16 protein-coding genes are annotated in these 16815 nt (G+C 61.9%); 9 read left to right on the plus strand and 7 right to left on the minus strand.

Annotated features, from left to right (window positions below; translation table 11 throughout):
• The first annotated feature begins 60 nt into the window (after positions 1 to 60).
• From HD842_RS05430 to HD842_RS05460, 7 genes are all read left to right on the plus strand, one after another.
• Positions 61 to 1011 carry a beta-1,6-N-acetylglucosaminyltransferase gene (locus tag HD842_RS05430; RefSeq protein WP_370660814.1) on the plus strand — a complete coding sequence of 317 codons (951 nt, stop codon included), beginning with the start codon at positions 61 to 63 and terminating at the stop codon, positions 1009 to 1011.
• An 8-nt stretch (positions 1012 to 1019) separates the two neighbouring features.
• Positions 1020 to 2093, plus strand: coding sequence for a glycosyltransferase family 2 protein (locus HD842_RS05435; protein WP_183551957.1), 1074 nt, complete (start codon positions 1020 to 1022; stop codon positions 2091 to 2093).
• 81 nt (positions 2094 to 2174) lie between these two features.
• The gene (locus HD842_RS05440) at positions 2175 to 3569 is read left to right on the plus strand and encodes an O-antigen ligase family protein (RefSeq protein ID WP_183551959.1); all 1395 of its coding nucleotides are present in this window, start codon (positions 2175 to 2177) and stop codon (positions 3567 to 3569) included.
• Positions 3566 to 4771: a glycosyltransferase family 4 protein gene (locus HD842_RS05445; RefSeq protein WP_183551961.1), complete on the plus strand. Its 1206-nt coding sequence runs from the start codon at positions 3566 to 3568 to the stop codon at positions 4769 to 4771. The genes HD842_RS05440 and HD842_RS05445 overlap by 4 nt, the downstream gene beginning before the upstream one ends.
• A gap of 81 nt (positions 4772 to 4852) precedes the next feature.
• The gene (locus HD842_RS05450; protein ID WP_183551964.1) at positions 4853 to 5719 is read left to right on the plus strand and encodes a glycosyltransferase family 2 protein; all 867 of its coding nucleotides are present in this window, start codon (positions 4853 to 4855) and stop codon (positions 5717 to 5719) included.
• A gap of 8 nt (positions 5720 to 5727) precedes the next feature.
• A complete protein-coding gene (locus tag HD842_RS05455; RefSeq protein ID WP_229424604.1) occupies positions 5728 to 7152 on the plus strand; it encodes an MOP flippase family protein in 1425 nt (474 codons plus the stop codon).
• 25 nt (positions 7153 to 7177) lie between these two features.
• Entirely contained in the window at positions 7178 to 8074 is an 897-nt protein-coding gene (locus HD842_RS05460) for a glycosyltransferase (RefSeq protein WP_183551970.1), read from the plus strand.
• A 45-nt stretch (positions 8075 to 8119) separates the two neighbouring features.
• Here the strand turns inward: HD842_RS05460 and HD842_RS05465 are convergent, their stop codons facing one another.
• Positions 8120 to 8878: a glycosyltransferase family 32 protein gene (locus HD842_RS05465; protein WP_370660815.1), complete on the minus strand. Its 759-nt coding sequence runs from the start codon at positions 8876 to 8878 to the stop codon at positions 8120 to 8122.
• On the opposite strand from HD842_RS05465, the gene HD842_RS05470 reads away from it, so the two are divergent.
• Entirely contained in the window at positions 8783 to 9019 is a 237-nt protein-coding gene (locus HD842_RS05470; RefSeq protein WP_183551976.1) for a hypothetical protein, read from the plus strand. The genes HD842_RS05465 and HD842_RS05470 overlap by 96 nt on opposite strands.
• Positions 9020 to 9034: 15 nt before the next feature.
• On the opposite strand, the gene HD842_RS05475 is transcribed toward HD842_RS05470, so the two are convergent.
• The 6 genes from HD842_RS05475 to HD842_RS05500 all read right to left on the minus strand — a co-directional run bounded on the left by HD842_RS05475 (position 9035) and on the right by HD842_RS05500 (position 16254).
• A complete protein-coding gene (locus tag HD842_RS05475) occupies positions 9035 to 9937 on the minus strand; it encodes a beta-1,6-N-acetylglucosaminyltransferase (protein WP_370660789.1) in 903 nt (300 codons plus the stop codon).
• A 63-nt stretch (positions 9938 to 10000) separates the two neighbouring features.
• Positions 10001 to 11032, minus strand: a complete 1032-nt coding sequence (locus HD842_RS05480; RefSeq protein ID WP_183551981.1) for a glycosyltransferase family 4 protein — start codon at positions 11030 to 11032, stop codon at positions 10001 to 10003.
• Positions 11033 to 11073: 41 nt separating this feature from the next.
• Positions 11074 to 12225 (minus strand): WecB/TagA/CpsF family glycosyltransferase, encoded by a 1152-nt coding sequence (locus HD842_RS05485; protein ID WP_370660790.1) that lies wholly within the window; start codon positions 12223 to 12225, stop codon positions 11074 to 11076.
• Positions 12212 to 13399 carry a glycosyltransferase family 2 protein gene (locus tag HD842_RS05490; protein ID WP_229424605.1) on the minus strand — a complete coding sequence of 396 codons (1188 nt, stop codon included), beginning with the start codon at positions 13397 to 13399 and terminating at the stop codon, positions 12212 to 12214. The genes HD842_RS05485 and HD842_RS05490 overlap by 14 nt, the downstream gene beginning before the upstream one ends.
• A 226-nt stretch (positions 13400 to 13625) precedes the next feature.
• On the minus strand, positions 13626 to 14594 hold the full coding sequence (locus tag HD842_RS05495) for an IS1595 family transposase (RefSeq protein ID WP_183551984.1): 969 nt from the start codon (positions 14592 to 14594) through the stop codon (positions 13626 to 13628).
• Between the two features lie 136 nt (positions 14595 to 14730).
• Positions 14731 to 16254 carry an Atrophin-1 multi-domain protein gene (locus HD842_RS05500; RefSeq protein WP_370660791.1) on the minus strand — a complete coding sequence of 508 codons (1524 nt, stop codon included), beginning with the start codon at positions 16252 to 16254 and terminating at the stop codon, positions 14731 to 14733.
• A gap of 223 nt (positions 16255 to 16477) precedes the next feature.
• On the opposite strand from HD842_RS05500, the gene HD842_RS05505 reads away from it, so the two are divergent.
• Positions 16478 to 16804, plus strand: a complete 327-nt coding sequence (locus HD842_RS05505; RefSeq protein ID WP_183551987.1) for a hypothetical protein — start codon at positions 16478 to 16480, stop codon at positions 16802 to 16804.
• Positions 16805 to 16815 lie beyond the last annotated feature (11 nt).

A 16815-nucleotide genomic window follows, 5' to 3' on the forward strand; every position in this document is an offset into this window, starting at 1 on the left:
CCGAGTGCCGACGTTGCCCCTGTTGCGCTGCGCCTCTCTTGGCATGGTGCAGGGTTGACTGTGCGAATTGCGTACCTGATCCTCGCGCACGACCAGCCAGTGCATTTGCAGCGGCTGGTCGCGCGCCTGGCAGCGCCCAATGCCGCATTCTTTGTGCACATCGACGCGAAGTCGGACCTGGCGGCATTTGCCGCACTGGCCCCGGCGGTCACGTTCTGCAAGCGCCGCGTCAATGGTGCCTGGGGCGATATTTCCCTGGTCAAGGCGACGCTGGAATTGATGAAGTGTGCAGCGGCCACGCCAGGCGGCTTCGACCGCTACGTCTTGCTGAGTGGCGCCTGCTATCCGCTGTACACGCCTGCGGATATTCAGGCGTTCTTCGAGCGCCATCGCAGTACCGAGTTCATCGAGGCGTTTGCGCTGCCCGACACCCGGTATGGCAAGACGCTCGAGCGCATTGCGCGCGTGTCGATCCGCAAGAGCAAGCCGCTCGGCCGTTTCCGGTGGCCGCTGCAGCATTTCCTGAACAGGGTGCTGCCGCCGCGCGACTATCGCAAGGTATTGACAGGCGACCTGGTCACCGGTTCGCAGTGGTGGTGCTTGACCAGCGACGCCGTGAAGTATGTGCTGGACGTGACGGCGCGCGCGCCGCAGGTGTACCGGTTCTGCAAGCTGGTCGATTGTCCCGACGAATTCTATTTCCAGTACATCCTGTGGAATTCGCGGTTCAGAGCCAGCATCAGCCACAGCCTGACGTTCACCCGCTGGTCGCCCGGCAAGACCGGGCCGGACATGCTCGATGCAAGTTATCTGCCCCAGTTCGCGGGGCCGGAGATCCACGCATCGGAGTTCAAGAACAGCCCTGGCGAACGGCGCGAGGTACTGTTTGCGCGCAAGTTTTCTGCGGCGTCTGCGCCCATGCTCGATGCGATCGATGCGATGGCGGCAGCGCGTCAGCCGGCCATGCGCGGCGAAGAACAAATCAGCTCTAAAAAAATCAGCTCTAACTGAGGTAAAGAATGGCCCGAATTGATATTTTACTGCCAGTGAAAAACGGCAAGGACTACCTGGCGGAAGCGATCGACAGCGTCATCGCGCAGACCTACACCGACTGGCGCCTGCTGGTGCTCGACCACGGTTCGACCGATGGCAGCGTCGAGATGGCCCAGGCTTATCATGCGCGCGATCCGCGTATCGAAGTCCATTCGTTCCCGCAGGCGAAGGGCTTGTCCGGCCTGTTAAATTGCGGCATCGATATTGCCGACTGCGAATTCATCATGCGGCATGACGCCGACGATATTTGCCTGCCGGACCGCATGGCGCTGACGCTGGCCGCGTTCGAGGCGCAGCCGGAATGCATCGTCGTCAGTGGCCAGGCCGACGTCATCGACGCTGCCGGTAACAAGCTCGACGATCTGCTCCTGCCGGTGGGCACGGCCCGCATCGGCGCGGCCAGCTTGTTCCGTAATCCAGTGTCGCATCCGGCCTCGGCCTTGCGGTTCGACCCGGTCCAGAAGATGGGTGTGCGCTACGGCATCGACATTCTGAAAGTCCTGCCCGAAAATCAGCGCATCGATGTGCCGTCGCTGGCGGAAGACTATTTCCTCTTCGGCCAGCTCGCGATCCTGGGCAAGGTGACCAATCTGCCGCAGAAACTGCTGAAGTACCGCTGGCACGGCAAGAACGTCAGCATCACCAGTTTCACCGAACAGATGGAAGTCTCGCTGGCGATTTCGCGCTCGCTGACGCGCTCGTTCTGCACGATGCACAACTTGCCATGGTTCGATCCGGCGCCGTTCTGCAACCACGGCGGCATCCTGATGGACGTCGGTGGCAAGCGCAACTTCGACGCGGAATTCGAGAACATGGCGCGCAGCGTGCGCAAGGTGTTCGGCGCATCGCCCGAGATCGAACGCGAATTGCGTTACCGCAAGGCGATTTCGACCCGCAACTGGGCATCGCTGCTGTGGCGCTACAACGGCTTCCGCTCCGGTGATATCACCGAAACGGGCGAGTGGCACGCGGTGCGTGGCTGGCTCGTGCGCCGGTATCCCGGCAAGCGCCGCATCAGCGTTGCGCCTGAACTGGTCTAGTGGCAGCAGGGAATGGTAAAGAGATCAGTGCAACTGCTTAACTGGCTGAGGGAACCCTTCGGCGTTCCGACCTGGACCATCATGGCCCTGGTCGTTCTGAGCTTGTCCGTCGGCGCCGTGATCCCCATGTTTGGTGACAGCATGGGGTACCAGTTCGGCCGCCTGGCGGCGCTGCCTGCCTTGCTGCTGCTGGGTGTGCTGCTGATCTATGACTATAAAAAGCTGGTGATGCTGATCCTGCTGTTCCGGTCAGTCGGCGACATGGTGCTGGAATCGACGCAGTTCGGTATCGGCAGCGTGCGCATGGGCATCGGCGGCCTGATCAACCTGTTCGTCATCATCATCGCGTGCATGATGGTGATGGAAAAGCCGAAGGCGTTTCCTGGCCGGCTGGCGCGTTTCTGGTTGCCGTTCGTCGTGATGATGAGCGTGGGCCTGGTGCTGTCGTACGAAAAGACCAATGCGCTGAAAATGTATCTGGGGATCGTGTCCAACTTTGCGATCTTCATGATTGCGATTTACGTCGTCCGCTCGAACGAGGACTTCAACAAGGCCATCCGCCTGGTGATGTATTCGTCGCTGCTGCCCACGCTGTATGCCGTTGTCGATATTGCGCTGCATATGCGCGGCGGGGACTTCCGCCTGCAGTCGACGTTCTCGCATCCGAACGTCCTGGCCTTCTACCTGACGCTGGTGCTGGTGCTGGGGCTGTACATGCTCAAGAGCCCGCTGTACAACATCACGCCGCGCGGGCGCATCGCCGTCTGCCTGTATATGCCGATGCTGATGATGCAGCTGCTGCTGACGCAGACCCGCAGCGCCTGGCTCGCGTGTTTCCTCGTGTTCGTGCTGTATGCGCTGATCTTCAAGCGCAGCTACCTGCTGTACCTGCTGCTGCTGCCGTTGCTGCTGTTCGTGCCGTCGGTGAACGAACGCCTGATGGACCTGGGGCAGGGCAACGAAGTGGCGCGCAATGCCCAGCTCAACTCGTTCGCCTGGCGCGTGATGCTGTGGGAATCGGCCATCGGCTGGATGGAAACCAAGCGCATGCTCCTCGGCTATGGACTGGACGGCTTTGGCTACCACGTAGGGACGTTCTTCCCGATGGACCGCACGATCCGGTGGGATGCCCACAATGTCTATGTGCAGTTCTTCTTCGAGATGGGCGCCGTCGGCTTGCTGTGTTACCTGTGGCTGTACGCCCGCGTGCTGGGCACGCTGCGCGCACTGGCCCGCATCGACCCCGTGTCCGGGTTCCTGATGCTGGCCATCGTGATCCAGTATCTGATCGTGTCGTTCTCGGACAATATGTTCCGTTACCTGGTGTTCAACTGGTACCTCTGGTTCATCGTCGGCGGCGCGTGCGCGCTGGTGAACCTGCATCCAGGCAGCAAGACGCGCACGGCCAGGGCCGGCGCAGCACGCCACGGGGTCGGTCTCTCTGACCTGCCGGGCAATCATGAAGGAAAAGTATGAACATCGCGTACCTGGTGAACCAGTACCCCAAAATCAGCCACAGTTTCATCCGACGCGAAATCCTGGCACTCGAGCGCCAGGGCTACAAGGTGCAGCGCCTGGCCATGCGTGGCTGGAAAGACGAATTGCGCGACGAGGAAGACATCCGTGAGCGCGCCGTGACGCGCTATGTGCTGCAGGACGGCGCCGTGGCCATGGCCATGGACGTCGTGCGCATGGCCGTCAAACGGCCGGGCCGGTTTGCCAAAGCGCTGGCACTGGTCTGCAAGATCGGCTTGCGGGCCGATCGCCCGTTACCGCTGCACCTGATTTACCTGGCAGAAGCCTGCCGGATCGTGCCGTGGATGGCGGCGCACGGCGCGCGTCACCTGCACGCGCACTTCGGCACCAACTCCACCGAAGTGGCGATGCTGGCGAGCATGCTTGGTGGCCCGGCCTACAGTTTTACCGTGCACGGGCCGGAAGAATTCGACAAGCCCGAGCTGCTGTGGCTGGGCGAAAAGATCCGCCGGTCGGCATTCGTGGTCGCCGTCAGCTCGTTCGGCCGCAGCCAGCTGTTCCGCTGGGCCGCTTACGCCGACTGGGCCAAGGTGCAGGTGGTTCACTGCGGCATCGACCAGAGCTTTCACGCAGTAGCGCCGCGACCGAGCCCGGCTGCGCCGAGGCTGGTGTGCGTAGGCCGCCTGTGCGAGCAGAAGGGCCAGATGCTGCTGGTGCGCGCGGTCCAGGCCGTGGTGGCCAAAGGGATCCCGATCCATCTGGTGCTGGCCGGTGACGGCGAAATGCGCGGTGAGATCGAGGCGCTGATCGCCGCCAACAATCTGGGCAGCCACATCAGCATCACCGGCTGGATCAACGGCGACCAGGTGCGTGAAGAAATGCTGGCGGCGCGCGCCATGGTCTTGCCGAGCTTTGCCGAGGGCCTGCCGGTCGTGGTTATGGAAGCGATGGCGCTGCGGCGCCCGGTACTGACTACCTACATCGCCGGCATTCCCGAACTGGTGCGGCACGGCGAGACGGGCTGGCTGTTCCCGGCTGGCGACGTGGAGGCGCTCGCTGCCGCACTGGAAGCGTGCCTGGCAGCCACGCCGGCACAGCTCGAGGCGATGGGCGAGGCCGGCCATCAGCGCGTGCTGGCGCGCCACGCCGTCGACACCGAAGCGGCGAAACTGGCGCAACTGATGCGCCAGTCCATGGCTTGACGCGCATGCTGGCGGGCCCGTTGGCCCGCTGGCGCTGCTCGCTCACGACCACAATTTTTTCGCACTCCGGGAACACGATTCATGATTAGCTGGACAAGAGATATCTACCTCAAGCTGCGCTGGCGTTTGAAGATGCTGGCGCTGCACACCAAGCTCGAACTGGACTGGCTGAAGCAAGGCCGGCGCTTCGCGCGCGCCAGACGCTCCGGCAGCGGTGTCATCGTGTCGCTGACGTCCTATCCGCCACGTTTCGGCACCTTGCACCTGACACTGAAGTCATTGCTGTCGCAGTCGCATGTGGCCGACCGCATCATCCTGTGGATCGCACGCGGCGACATGGCAGCGCTGCCGCCGGCAGTGACCAGACTGCGCGCCGCAGGGCTGGAAATCATCGCCTGCGACGACCTGAAGTCGTACAAGAAAATGATCCCGTTATTGCAGCAGGGCTGCAAGGCACCGATCGTGATTGCCGACGACGACGTCCATTACTGGCCCGACTGGCTGGAGCAACTGGTGCAGGCGCGCGATCCGGGCAAGCTCGAGGTGATCGCTCACCGCATGCACCGTGTGAAACTCGATGCCACCGGGCTGCCCGTTGCGTACAACGAATGGGAGTTCGAGACGGCCAATCGCGAATCGAGCACATTGAATTTCCCGACCGGGATCGGCGGCGTGCTGTATCCGCCGAATGTCTTCGGTCCCGAAGTGCTGAATGTCGATGCCTTCATGGCCCATTGCCCGCGCGGTGACGATATCTGGTTCTGGTGGATGGCGCGTGCCAATGGCGCCACTTTCAGGCGCGTGCCGCACCAGCAAGACATCCATACCTGGGAAGGTACCCAGGAGGTCGCACTATGGAAAGACAATCTGGGCGCCATGATGAACGATAACCAGATCCGGGCGATGATCGGTGCCTACGGCTTTGATACAGAAAGAAAAACAACATAATGTCTGCAATGTCCAATGCGCGATGGCTGACGCTGTCGCAGGCTTCAAGAATCGTCCTGCAGCTCATTTCGCTGACCATTCTCTCGCGGCTGCTGCCGCCTTCCGAATATGGTTTGCTGGCGATGGCAACCGTCGCCACCAATTTCGCCTTTCTGCTGCGCGACATGGGCACTGGCGCGGCCGTCGTGCAAAAGGAGAACCTGACCGAGCAAACCACGAGCACCGTGTTCTGGCTGAACATGGCCATGGGCTTGTTCCTGACGCTGGCGCTGGTTCTCGCATCGCCATTTTTGGCGGCATACTTCCGTATCGACCGGCTGGCACCGGTACTGTGCCTGCTGTCCATCGTGTTCCCGATCACCAGCGCCAGTGCCGTCCACCAGTCGCTGGTGGAGCGCCGGTCGGGCTTCAAGACGCTGGCACGCATCGAGATCGTGTCATCGGTCGCCGGTCTCACGGTTGCCATCACGCTGGCCTATATGGGCTACGGCGTATACAGCCTGGTGTGGAATTCACTGGTCTCGGCGGCGCTCTCGTCCACGCAGTTGTGGCTGGCGAGCCCATGGCGGCCCAAGAAAATCTGGAGCGCGCCCGAACTGCGGTCCCTGTGGGGCTTCAGCGGCAATCTGACTGGTTTTAACTTCATCAACTTTTTCGCGCGCAATGCCGACAGCATGGTGATTGGCCGCGTGCTCGGCTCGGTGCAGCTGGGCATTTACGGCCAGGCCTACAAAGTCATGATGTTCCCATTGCAAAGCATGAGCTACGTCGCTGGCCGCGCATTGTTTCCGGTGATGAGCCGGCAGCAGGCCGAGCGCGACAAGATGGCGGGGCTGTATTTCCGCGCGCTGGCGATGATCGCTACCCTGACGGCGCCGATGATGGCGGGCCTGTGGGTGCTGCGTGAGCCGTTCGTTGCCATCGCACTGGGCAAGCAGTGGGCGCAGGTCCCGATCGTTCTCGCCTGGCTGGCGCCAGTCGGCTTTCTGCAATCGCTGATTTCGACGACGGGTTCCGTCTTCATGTCGACGGGCCGCACCGATCTGATGATGCGCCTGGGCCTGCTGGGCTCGGTCCTGCAGGTCGGCAGCTTTTTCGTCGGTGTCAACTGGGGTATCGAAGGCGTTGCGGCCTGCTATCTGGTCGCCAATATTTTGAATGGTCTTCCGCATTTCTATTATGCGACGCGCGAATTGCACACCAGCCTGGCCGGCCTGCTGCGCGTGATCTGGCAACCGGTGATGTTTTCGATGGTGATGGTCGCGGTCATTTATCCGCTGTTCAACATGCTGTCGAACGGCGGTCATGCGCCGCAGACGATCCTGATCACGGTCACCGTAACAGGCGTCGTGATCTATGGGGCATTGATCATGCTGTTTTCGAAAGCAGTGGTACAGAGCTGCAAACAAATGATCGGCATGAAGGCCGGGTGATCGTGCCCGGCATGCTGCCTATCCCGTGCTGCTACACCTTATCGAGATCGACGACGTGCATATGGAAAACCTAATTACCGTTTATATACCCACCAAGAACCGCCTCGACCTGTTGAAGCGCGCCGTCAATTCGGTGTTGTCGCAGACGCATCGGCCGATAGAACTCATCATCGTGTCCGACGGTTCGACGGATGGCACGTGCGACTATGTGAACGGGCTGGACGAAAACATCGCGATCACGCTGATTCACAACGACACGTCGGTGGGCGCCTGCGCGGCGCGCAACCAGGCCATTCAGGTGGCGCGAGGGGAGTTCATCACCGGTCTGGACGACGATGATATTTTTCTTCCGCACCGGCTGGCGACGTTTCTGGCAGCCTGGCGGCGCCGGCAGGAAAGCGGCCTGCGCTTCTCGTGCCTGTTCGACCGGCGCATCATCAACGACGGCGACAGCGTGGCGCTGTGGGACACGCAAGCATCGGTCTCGGCCGAACAGATCGTCCAGTCGAACGCCGTTGGTAATCAGGTGTTTACGACGCCGCAGCGCATGAAGGACGCCGGCTCTTTCGATCCGGCGATGCCCGCGTGGCAGGATTGGGACATGTGGGTCAGGCTGATCAAGACTGGCGGCCCGGCATACAGCATTCAGGCCAATACCTACATCATGGATATTTCGCACGAATTCGAGCGGATCACCAAGAAGTCGTCCGAGAAAATCGTTCGTGCTGCCCACCTGTTTTATGAAAAGCATTGCCAGCCTGGCGACCGAGCCGGCTTGTTGTATTCGCTGGCAGGGTACGACCAGATACGGCTGACGCTCAGCGATCTGGGCGTCATGCTGCGTTCAAAACATGCGAAATTCGCGTTGAAGAAGATCAGGGCCGGCAAGTTCAAGATGTCGCTGGCCAATTCGATCCGTTAGCATGCATCGCTGCTGCGCTGCGCTCCTTGGGGGCAGCGCGGCTTGCTAAGTCGGTCGACCGATCAATTTTTTCAGCCGGCGCTTGATCAGCGCTTTGGTTTGCGCCCTGAAATCGCGCAGCTTGCCGACGACAATCCAGAATGTACTGAGCTTGATGATGGATTCCGTCAGCCGGTAATAGTGGGACGTGAACAGCTTGGCGTGGCTGCGCTGGTTCAGGATCGAATACACGAGGCCACTCTCGCGGCTGTCGATCAGCCGGTACGGCTCGGTCGCGGTCAATGGATGAATCGCCAGTGTATAGGCGACCGGTCCGGTCAGCCTGAACGTACCATGCGCACCGGTGTCGTTACGCCATGGCAGATAGCGATCGATATTGGCCAGCACGGACAGGATCACGGCGCGCAGGAATGGATGGCCCGGCGCGCAGATGATGTGCCATTGCTGGTATTCGCCGCGGTCGATATGGGCGAGCTCGCGGTGGATGCCCCAACCCAGGCGGTCCAGGTTGTCCGGATCGTCCCATTGCCCCAGCAGATAACGATCCGTCGGCAGAATGAAGTCGTCGAATGGCCGCGTCATCGTGCTCTTGATGTCCAGGTAGGCGCCGCCGACTTTGTACAGCAGCAGATAGCGGAACAGGTCAGCACGCGCAGCACCGTAGTTTGGATTGATCCGCTCGTAATAGCGCAGGATCTTCGCGCCGTAGTGCGCCAGAATGAATTGCTTCATCATGGGCTCATCGTACCGGGTGTGCGTCCAGCCGGGATTCAGCCCCTTGATGAAGTCAACGTTGTTCGCCAGCTCTTCGGTAAAGGTCCGCGCACCAAAAAAGCATTGGTGGATCTGCTTTGGAATGGCCTCACCCATCGCGAAGACAGGGAGTCCGTATTTTTCACCGCGGTTCGCCATTGCATGCTTCGTGTTCAACAAATCTTCTCCTGATCCGGTCTGCTGCCTTCAGGCGCAGCCATCCATTGCCTGCAACAGCGTGTCGTCACTGTCGCTGAATTTGCGCGCGAACATCATCGGGCCACTGCCGTAGACATCGTCAGCGCTAAATTGCGGTTTGGTGCGGAAGTAATCCACGTGCCGTGCCGACATATTGGCCGGGCTGGCGCCGCCGGCGCTCCAGTCGGTGTAGGTCAGGTTGCGCCTGACGTTGGCCATCAACGGTGAATTTCCCAGGATCGTGTGCAGGAACGTCTCGTCTGCATATTGGGTTCCCTTGAAAAACCGGACCAGTGCCGGATGACGGTTTGCGTAATCGACGAGGTATTCGCACGCCGGCCGCGTGAGTGCCCACCAGGTCGAGCCGCCATACGGTTTCAATGCTCCCAGCGCAGGCTGGTAATCGCGTACGCGCGGGATGATGCGGGCTTTGAGCAGGACGCGCAGGGTCAAGCGGTGCAGGGGCGACAAGGTCGGGCGCAGCGTGTACGTGGTCAAGCGCGCCAGTGGTTTGCCGGCCGCTGCAGAGGGCATTGGCACGAGATTGATGTATTCAGCATCCGGCTGGCCGGCAAAGAACGCGTTGATGGATGCTGTCGACCATAACGGATAATCGACGCCACTGAGCAGGACGAAGCGCGTGAAAGGGCCTGCGGCGAGTGCGGTTTTCATCAACAGCAGAATCGCTTCCACCTGAGAGAAGTCGCCCCAGTGCACGGCAACCGGCGCCGGCAATAGCGTGACGTCATCCGCCTTCAGGTGTGCAAATAGACGCTGGTCGGCTTTCTTGTCGACATGGATGAAGAACGCCGTTCCCTCCGAGCGCAGGCGCGCGATCAACCGCTGCAAGTGTGCGGGGTTACCATGCGCCAGTAATAGATAAGCGATCAATTCTGTCTCCGTGTAATCCACGATGGGGTGTTTATCCCGACGAATGCGTAGACGCAGGCATGTGTTTCAACTGCCGGCATGGTGTCAATCGCGGCGTGGCTGGCGATTGGCCAGCTGCGTCATCAATTCCGTCAGGCGCGCCGCAGCCGCCGGGAAGGTGAACTTGTCCAGCGACGCCTGGCGCGCGTTGCGCGACAACGCATTGCGTAGTGCAGCATCTTCCCAAACCGTGCGCAGCGCGCGCACCATGGCCGGTACATCGTTCGGTGGGACCAGCAAGCCATCGACGCCGTCGACGACATAATCATTGGTCCCGGCGCAGGCAGTAGCCACCATGGGCACGCCGCGCATCATCGATTCGATGACCGTCACCTGGCCCGAGGGCGCATTTACATCCGCAATCGGAATGACGTTCACGCGCGAGTGCAGCGCCAGCTGGTGGCATTGCGCCAGCGTCAGGTTGGAGCGAAAGCTCACGCAGGGCGGCGCCTGGATGTGGGCGGTGGCGTGCGTCCCCGCGACGATGATCGTCTTGTAGCCCATCTGCCCGGCAGCCTCGGCAAGCAGCGCGTAATCACGGTTGGCCGTGCCCAGCGCAACGATATACGGCTCGTCAAGCTCGTCCGTCCAGGTGGCGCTATCCGGCAATTCGGCGCTGAGCGGCACGAAGACGAAGCGCTCGCGCGGCAGCCCCAGCCAGGTGCTGTAGATGTCGATTTCGGCCCGGGAATGCACGACGAACAGGTCGACCGCAGGCAGGCAGAAGCGGGCCAGCTTGCCCTTGATTCCGCCGTAAGGCTGGGCCAGGTTGAAGCACCACGCAATCAGCGGCACGTTCTTGCGGCCACTGAGCGTTTTGAGCAGTGCGACGATGACGGCCAGCTGCGGGAATGCGGTGACGATGCCGGTTGGGTGCTTGCCGAACGTTTGCCTGAAACCTCGCCAGCCGTGACGCAGGTAATCAAACCACTCGCGGCGCGACGACACGGCGCGCGAACGGTCGTGATCGTAATCGGCCGGCACCTGCCGGGTGCGGTGCAGGCGCGCGTCGATGAACGGCATCAACCAGCCAGGCCAGGTAGTCTTAACGAACGGCGACAATACGAGCCAATCCATGCTGCACGATCCAATCAAATGAAAAACAAGGGTTGCCGGTATCAGGCCACGGAGCCAGGAAGGCCACGGAGCAGGAAGTCGACATTCTGCAGGCGCATCGTGCGGCGCAGTGAAGCGCTGCCAGCGTCCACGCTCAGGGCCATGCCTGTTCTGCTCTGATGCCCGTACAACAGCAGCAGCAGGCCAAGCGCAGCGCTGTCGAGGCTGCAATCGTCGCGCAACACGACATGCATCCGGCGTGGCCGCGCCGTGGCGCGGGCGAGGGCAGTGCGCAGTTCGCCGAGCGCTCCGTCGCGCCAGGCGCCGCCCAGCGTCAATGTGTACCGCTGGCCGTCGTCGCTTTCCTGCAGGACAGGCGCAGCGCTGGCTGCGCGCAGACGCCGCGCGTCCAGTGCCGCAGGCAAGGCGCGGGTGGTGAGCAGGCGCACGAGCGCCATGCCATCGCTCCAGTAGCGCCGCCAAAGTGCCGGTTCTTCCTTGATGCGCCACAACCACTCCAGGCCCAGCCGGCCCACGAGCGAAGGAGCGCGGCTGACGGTGCCTGCGACGAAATTGACCACCGCGCCAAGATGACTGACCAGCGGCGTGTCCAGTGCGGCCAGATTGTGTTCGATCCAGGCCTGACCGCGCTTGGCGCCAAGCGACACGACGAGCAGGTCGGCATGGCTGGCGTTGATGCGGTCGATGATGGCCGGCGTGCTCATGTCTTCGATCGTCCCGAAGCCTGGCGAATACGCCCCCACACAGCGCATGCGGCCCTCGCCGGCGTTGAGCACATCGGCTGCCTGCTGCGCGACGCCATCCGGTCCACCGAAGAAAAACACACCCAGCGGCATGACGCGCTGGTCACGCAGGCGTTCGAAGACGGTTGCCCCCGCAACGCGGTCCGTGAACGGCAACCCCAGCAACTTTGCCAGCCACACGACCGGCATGCCATCGGCGAGCGACAGCGACGAGCGCAGCACCGAGTCGCGAAACACCGGATCCTGCTGGCTGGTGATCAAGAAGTTCAGGTTGGGCGTCGAGAAAAAGCAGCGCTCGCCACTGCCGGCGCGTGCCAGCAGCAAGTTCACGGTCTGCTGCATGTCCAGCGCGTCGAACGGCAGGCCCAGCACGCAATACACGGGGCGCGTGAAGTCGGTGACGACAGGCGCACGGTCGTGCGGGGTCAGCACGATATTATTCACTGTCACGTTTTGACCTCACCCATGAAACTTGACGACGGAACAGAAAGCGGAAATACAACGGTATTTTCGCCAGGACATAGACAACAGCCAGTGCCAGCTCCTTGCCGCTCAGCACCGCGCGGCCATGGCGCCACCAAGCCAGCAGGATCGCCACGCCAAGCGCGGCGCCCGCCAGTACCCCCAGCAGTAACGGCGCAACCGGGCCGCCGGCCACGGCAAGCAGCAAGCTCAATCCCGTGATCGCGCAGACCAACAGCACGAGCAGCGCCAGCGGCGGCACGCACAGGTCGAGGCCGAACGCGAACAGGCTGGCACTGCGGCGGCGGATGGCGCCAAGCAGCGCTGCAGGGGCGGCGCTGGCGATGACGCTCAGATGGCCGTGCTCCCAGCGCGTACGCTGGCTTTGCACGCCTTCGGCGCTACTCGGGAAATGGCTGTACACGAGCGCGTGCGGACAGAACATCGGCGGGGTGCCGGCCAGCGCCAGGTCCAGGCCGAGCTTCATGTCTTCCACGATGTGCCCGGTCGCGAGGTTAGCACTGCGGATCGTTTGCCACGGAAACGCCATGCCGGTGCCCATCAACTGGCATGGCCAGCCGAGCCGGAACCAGCCCAGCGGTCGCACCTTGTTTTTCACCAGCCAGGCAAATTCGGCGATCTTTTTCAGTGGTCCGCTACCGGCCGGCGCGTGCATCAGGTACAGCGCCTGCACGGGCCGGCCATGGTGGGCGGCCAGCGTTGCCAGGCGCGCAAGCGCGCCTTCGCCAACGATGCAGTCGGCGTCGACAATCACGACGACGTCCGGCGGCGCGTCGGCCAGGGCGGTCACACCGAAGTCCAGCGCATAGCCCTTGCCGCGCAGTTGCGCGTGGCTGCGCTCGATCACCTGGGCGCCGGCCTGGCGGGCCACGTCGGCGGTGCGATCGGAGCAATTGTCGGCAACGACGAGGATGCGGTCGTTGGTGCTGAGCTGCGGTTGCAGACTCGCCAGCGTGGCGAGCAAGCCCCCTTCTTCGTTATGGGCAGGGATCAGGACGGCAATGCTCGGACGCGGGCCAGGCACGGGTGCTGCACTGCGCACGGGACGCCACGCCAGCAGCGCCTGAGCCAGCAGGACCGTGACTGGCACCAAAATGATGCACAGCAACATCAGCAGGGCGATCGAAAACGCTTGAATCAAGGGACTGTTTTCCTAAAAGTGGGTGGCCGGGGCCTGTCAGGCTGGACACGGTGGCTTGCATTGGCAACGCCACCGGGGCAGTAGCATCGACAGCCATGGGGCTGAATGCGCTATTTACCGCTATTTTGATCAATAGCAATATCATAAGCGAAATTTCAGATGTATGAATGGTAACGAACGCACGTGCCGATCATTGACGCGTATCGACGAAAAGGCGCAGTCAGCGTTATCTGTTGATGGCGCTGATAGCGACACTGAGCAATTGTTCTGGAGACGTAACCCGCTCACCATCCAGCGCCCAGCGCCAGCCCAGGTAATTGGGCAGGTAGCGCGACGCCACGCCACGAAAGCCCTGTAGCCAGGACTTGAAACGCTGGTGGTAGGCATTCACGTTCTGCACGTGGATGGCAAGGTTGCCTAGTCGCCTCGCACGCACTCCGGCGCGCAAGTTGACCGTCTCGTGCGCGATCCTGTGCTTGCGTGCAAAGGCGCGGTAGGCCGCGTGGCTGTCACTGACCAGCAACGCCTGCCGGTCGAGCTTGGGCAGCAAGTCACGCTCGAGTTGCGCAGCCGTGAGCGCACCCCTGCCAGTGACGGCATCGACCGTACGCCCCTCGCGGTCGCGCCCGACCAGGATGCAGTCCAGTTCACTGGAAATGCCCCGTCTGGCAGCGCAGCCGCCGCGGCGGCGCGGTGGCCGATCGAGCGTGCGCGAACCTTTTTGCGATTCGAGCAGAAATGTTTCGTCAGCTTCGACGATGCCGTTAAGCGCCGCGGGCCGGTCGAACTTGACCCAATGCAGGAAGCGGTGGCGCCAACGAAAGGCCGTGTTGCGGTGTACCCCGATCCGATCTGCTGCCTTGCGTACAGGGAGTGAATCGAGCAGCACTTGCGAATACGCGAGCCATTTGCCTTTGAGCCTGAGGCGCGCCAGTGGCGTACCGGTCAGGTCGTTAAAGGTGCGGCCGCAGGCACAGCAGCGGTAGCGCTGCAAGTCGTTGGCAAAACCATGCCGATAGCAACGTTCGTTGCCGCATCTGGGGCAGCAGCGGCCTGGTGCTCTGACCTCACCGATGAGCGCAACCACCTGATCGAGCCCGGCGGCAGGATGCAGGGCATCGAGCACTTGCCGGCGCTGCGGCTGATTCAGTGAAGGCAGTTTTGCGAACCAGTCCTTGAAACGTGGCGCTTTCATGATGGACTCCTGACGCTGGGACAGGGGGCAGACCATTGAAGTGCTCTTCAGTTCAAAACTAGTCTCTATTTAACGTTGACTGCGCCCGAAAAAAAGCCGCGCACCCGGCGCGGCTTGACATCGCAACAGCAAACTATCAGGTTGATGGAACGAGTGTCGCGTTGACAGACGACGGGCCACTCGTCCCGCTGGACGCGATCAGCACGATCGACGCGTTGGCTGGCCACAGGATGCGGACCGATTTCCCATCGACCAGGTCCCAGGTGTCGTGCGTGAACGAGTTGCCCGATTTCACTTGCAGTCGCAACCGGGCGCCGCCGGTAGCACGCACCGTGAAGTTGACATAGGTGCCCGCTTGCGGCTTGGCCCACTTGACTGGGGTCAACCCCGTATTATTGGCATTCACATAGACCGTCTTGGTCGTCGTTGCAGCGAACGAGAAATTCTGCGTGACCGGGTCGTAAGCGGCCGCGCCCGTGCCGGACTGCCGGTACCAACCGCCGCGCATCGACACGATATTCAGATTCTGCTGTGGTGCATTTCTTGCGGCAATGACGTCGCCGTTGCCGTCGACCCAGGCCTGCGCCGACGTCACCTGACGCAGAGCGGCGCGGATTTTGTCGAGCTGGTCGGCCACCGAGTTGTCCCAGCCTTTTGGCATCAGGTTGAATCCGGCATCGTTTTCGACATAGATCACGAACGGCGTGCCCGTATTCCGGTCAACGACATAGGCGCCGTACAACTTGAGCGTTTCGACGATCTTCCTCAAATCCGGGTTGACGATTGCGCTGCTGTCGAAATTCGGCGGCAGCATCAACAGCGAGCCTTGCGGAATGGCGCCGGTGTTGGCGTTTGCCGAATTGTCAGCCGCCGTCGCCGGGAAGATGTAGGCCGGGTTGCTGACGCCGTTGGCCAGGCCATTGAAGGTCAACGACATGGCGAGGGCGTGCGGGTAGGCGGCAAGACCATCCTTGATTTCATGCTTGCGGATCAGGCCGGCCGATGCCGGAATGCCCACCGCGCGTGCGCCCTGGTAATAGTGCGACGGATCGCCCCAGCCAGTGCCACCCAGCTTGCTCCAGGAATACATGGCCGCAGTCCAGCGGCCGTTCTGCTGCTTCAGTTGCCAGAACGAATGGACGATATTCGTGATCGGATCGACGATATCCGCGTGGCCATCGGTACCGGACGCCGGCAGCACGGCCGCAGGCCAGCGAGGCAATGTGATGACGCGATTGGTCCCGCTGTCGGGGTCAGCGACACCGACGGTGTTGGTGGCGGTCGAACCCGGGCCGACGACGGTCATCGGTGCATCGGTCGCGGAAGCGAGGAACACGCCGGTGGAGTAGGCGCCGGAGGCCACGGTCGGGAAATAGCTGGACTTCGGAATCTCGAACGTCCCGAAGACCGGATTGAGCGGGCGCGAGTTCCACAGGGAGTCTGCTGCATACGGACGCAGATAGGTGCCAAATACGCCATCGCGCGTGCTCGACGAGGGCGTTTGTGCCGAAGGCGCCGGCGTTGACGGTACGACGGATGGGGTCGTCGAGGAAGGTACAGACGGGCGCGGCGTGGATGCGGCGGGCGCCGTGGGGGCCGACACCACCGGCTGGAACACAGGTTGACTGGTGCCGGTCGCCGGCGCGACTACCGCAGGCACCGGTTGTGCTGACGGGGCCTGGGCCGGAGGTACGACGGATGGGGTCGTTGAAGATGGTACAGACGGGCTCGCCGTGGATGGAACGGACACGGTAGAGGCCGAACCAGTCGACTGGGACACGGGTTGACTGGCGCTGTTGGTTGGCACGACACTCACAGGCGTGAGTTTGGCTGCGTCGCCATTATCGACAGCAGGGGCCGTCGCGGCAGCGACTGGCGTGGTGATGTTCGACACAGTCATCGCTGCAGTAGCAGAATCGGTGTCAGCGCCGCCGCCGCCACAGGCGGCCAGGGACGTGCAAAGTAGCGTTGAGACGACCTTGACGGTCACTGTGCGTGAAAATAGTGTCATATGGGTATCTTCTATATCAGGGAGTATCGGATGCGGTATCAGGCTCTTCGCTCTCAGCCTGTCAGATGACGCCAATATTACGTTAGGGAAAGCAATTCCACACGGCAAAAAAGATTTTTATAGGAAACTATTGGGGATTTGCAACAGAAGATTGCCCGTCTTGCTATGGGCATTAAAAAAGTATTACCGGATGACGTGATCGAATTGAAA

It is taken from the genome of Massilia aurea (assembly GCF_014200505.1).
GTDB classification, from domain to species: Bacteria; Pseudomonadota; Gammaproteobacteria; order Burkholderiales; family Burkholderiaceae_D; genus Telluria; species Telluria aurea_B.

Coding starts and splice junctions, on each gene's coding strand:
- HD842_RS05435 (WP_183551957.1), top strand. CDS start 1,020: ATGGCCCGAATTGATATTTTACTGCCAGTGAAAAACGGCAAGGACTAC.
- HD842_RS05440 (WP_183551959.1), top strand. CDS start 2,175: ATGGCCCTGGTCGTTCTGAGCTTGTCCGTCGGCGCCGTGATCCCCATG.
- HD842_RS05445 (WP_183551961.1), top strand. CDS start 3,566: ATGAACATCGCGTACCTGGTGAACCAGTACCCCAAAATCAGCCACAGT.
- HD842_RS05450 (WP_183551964.1), top strand. CDS start 4,853: ATGATTAGCTGGACAAGAGATATCTACCTCAAGCTGCGCTGGCGTTTG.
- HD842_RS05455 (WP_229424604.1), top strand. CDS start 5,728: ATGTCCAATGCGCGATGGCTGACGCTGTCGCAGGCTTCAAGAATCGTC.
- HD842_RS05480 (WP_183551981.1), bottom strand. CDS start 11,032: ATGGATTGGCTCGTATTGTCGCCGTTCGTTAAGACTACCTGGCCTGGC.
- HD842_RS05495 (WP_183551984.1), bottom strand. CDS start 14,594: ATGAAAGCGCCACGTTTCAAGGACTGGTTCGCAAAACTGCCTTCACTG.
- HD842_RS05505 (WP_183551987.1), top strand. CDS start 16,478: ATGTTCGACACAGTCATCGCTGCAGTAGCAGAATCGGTGTCAGCGCCG.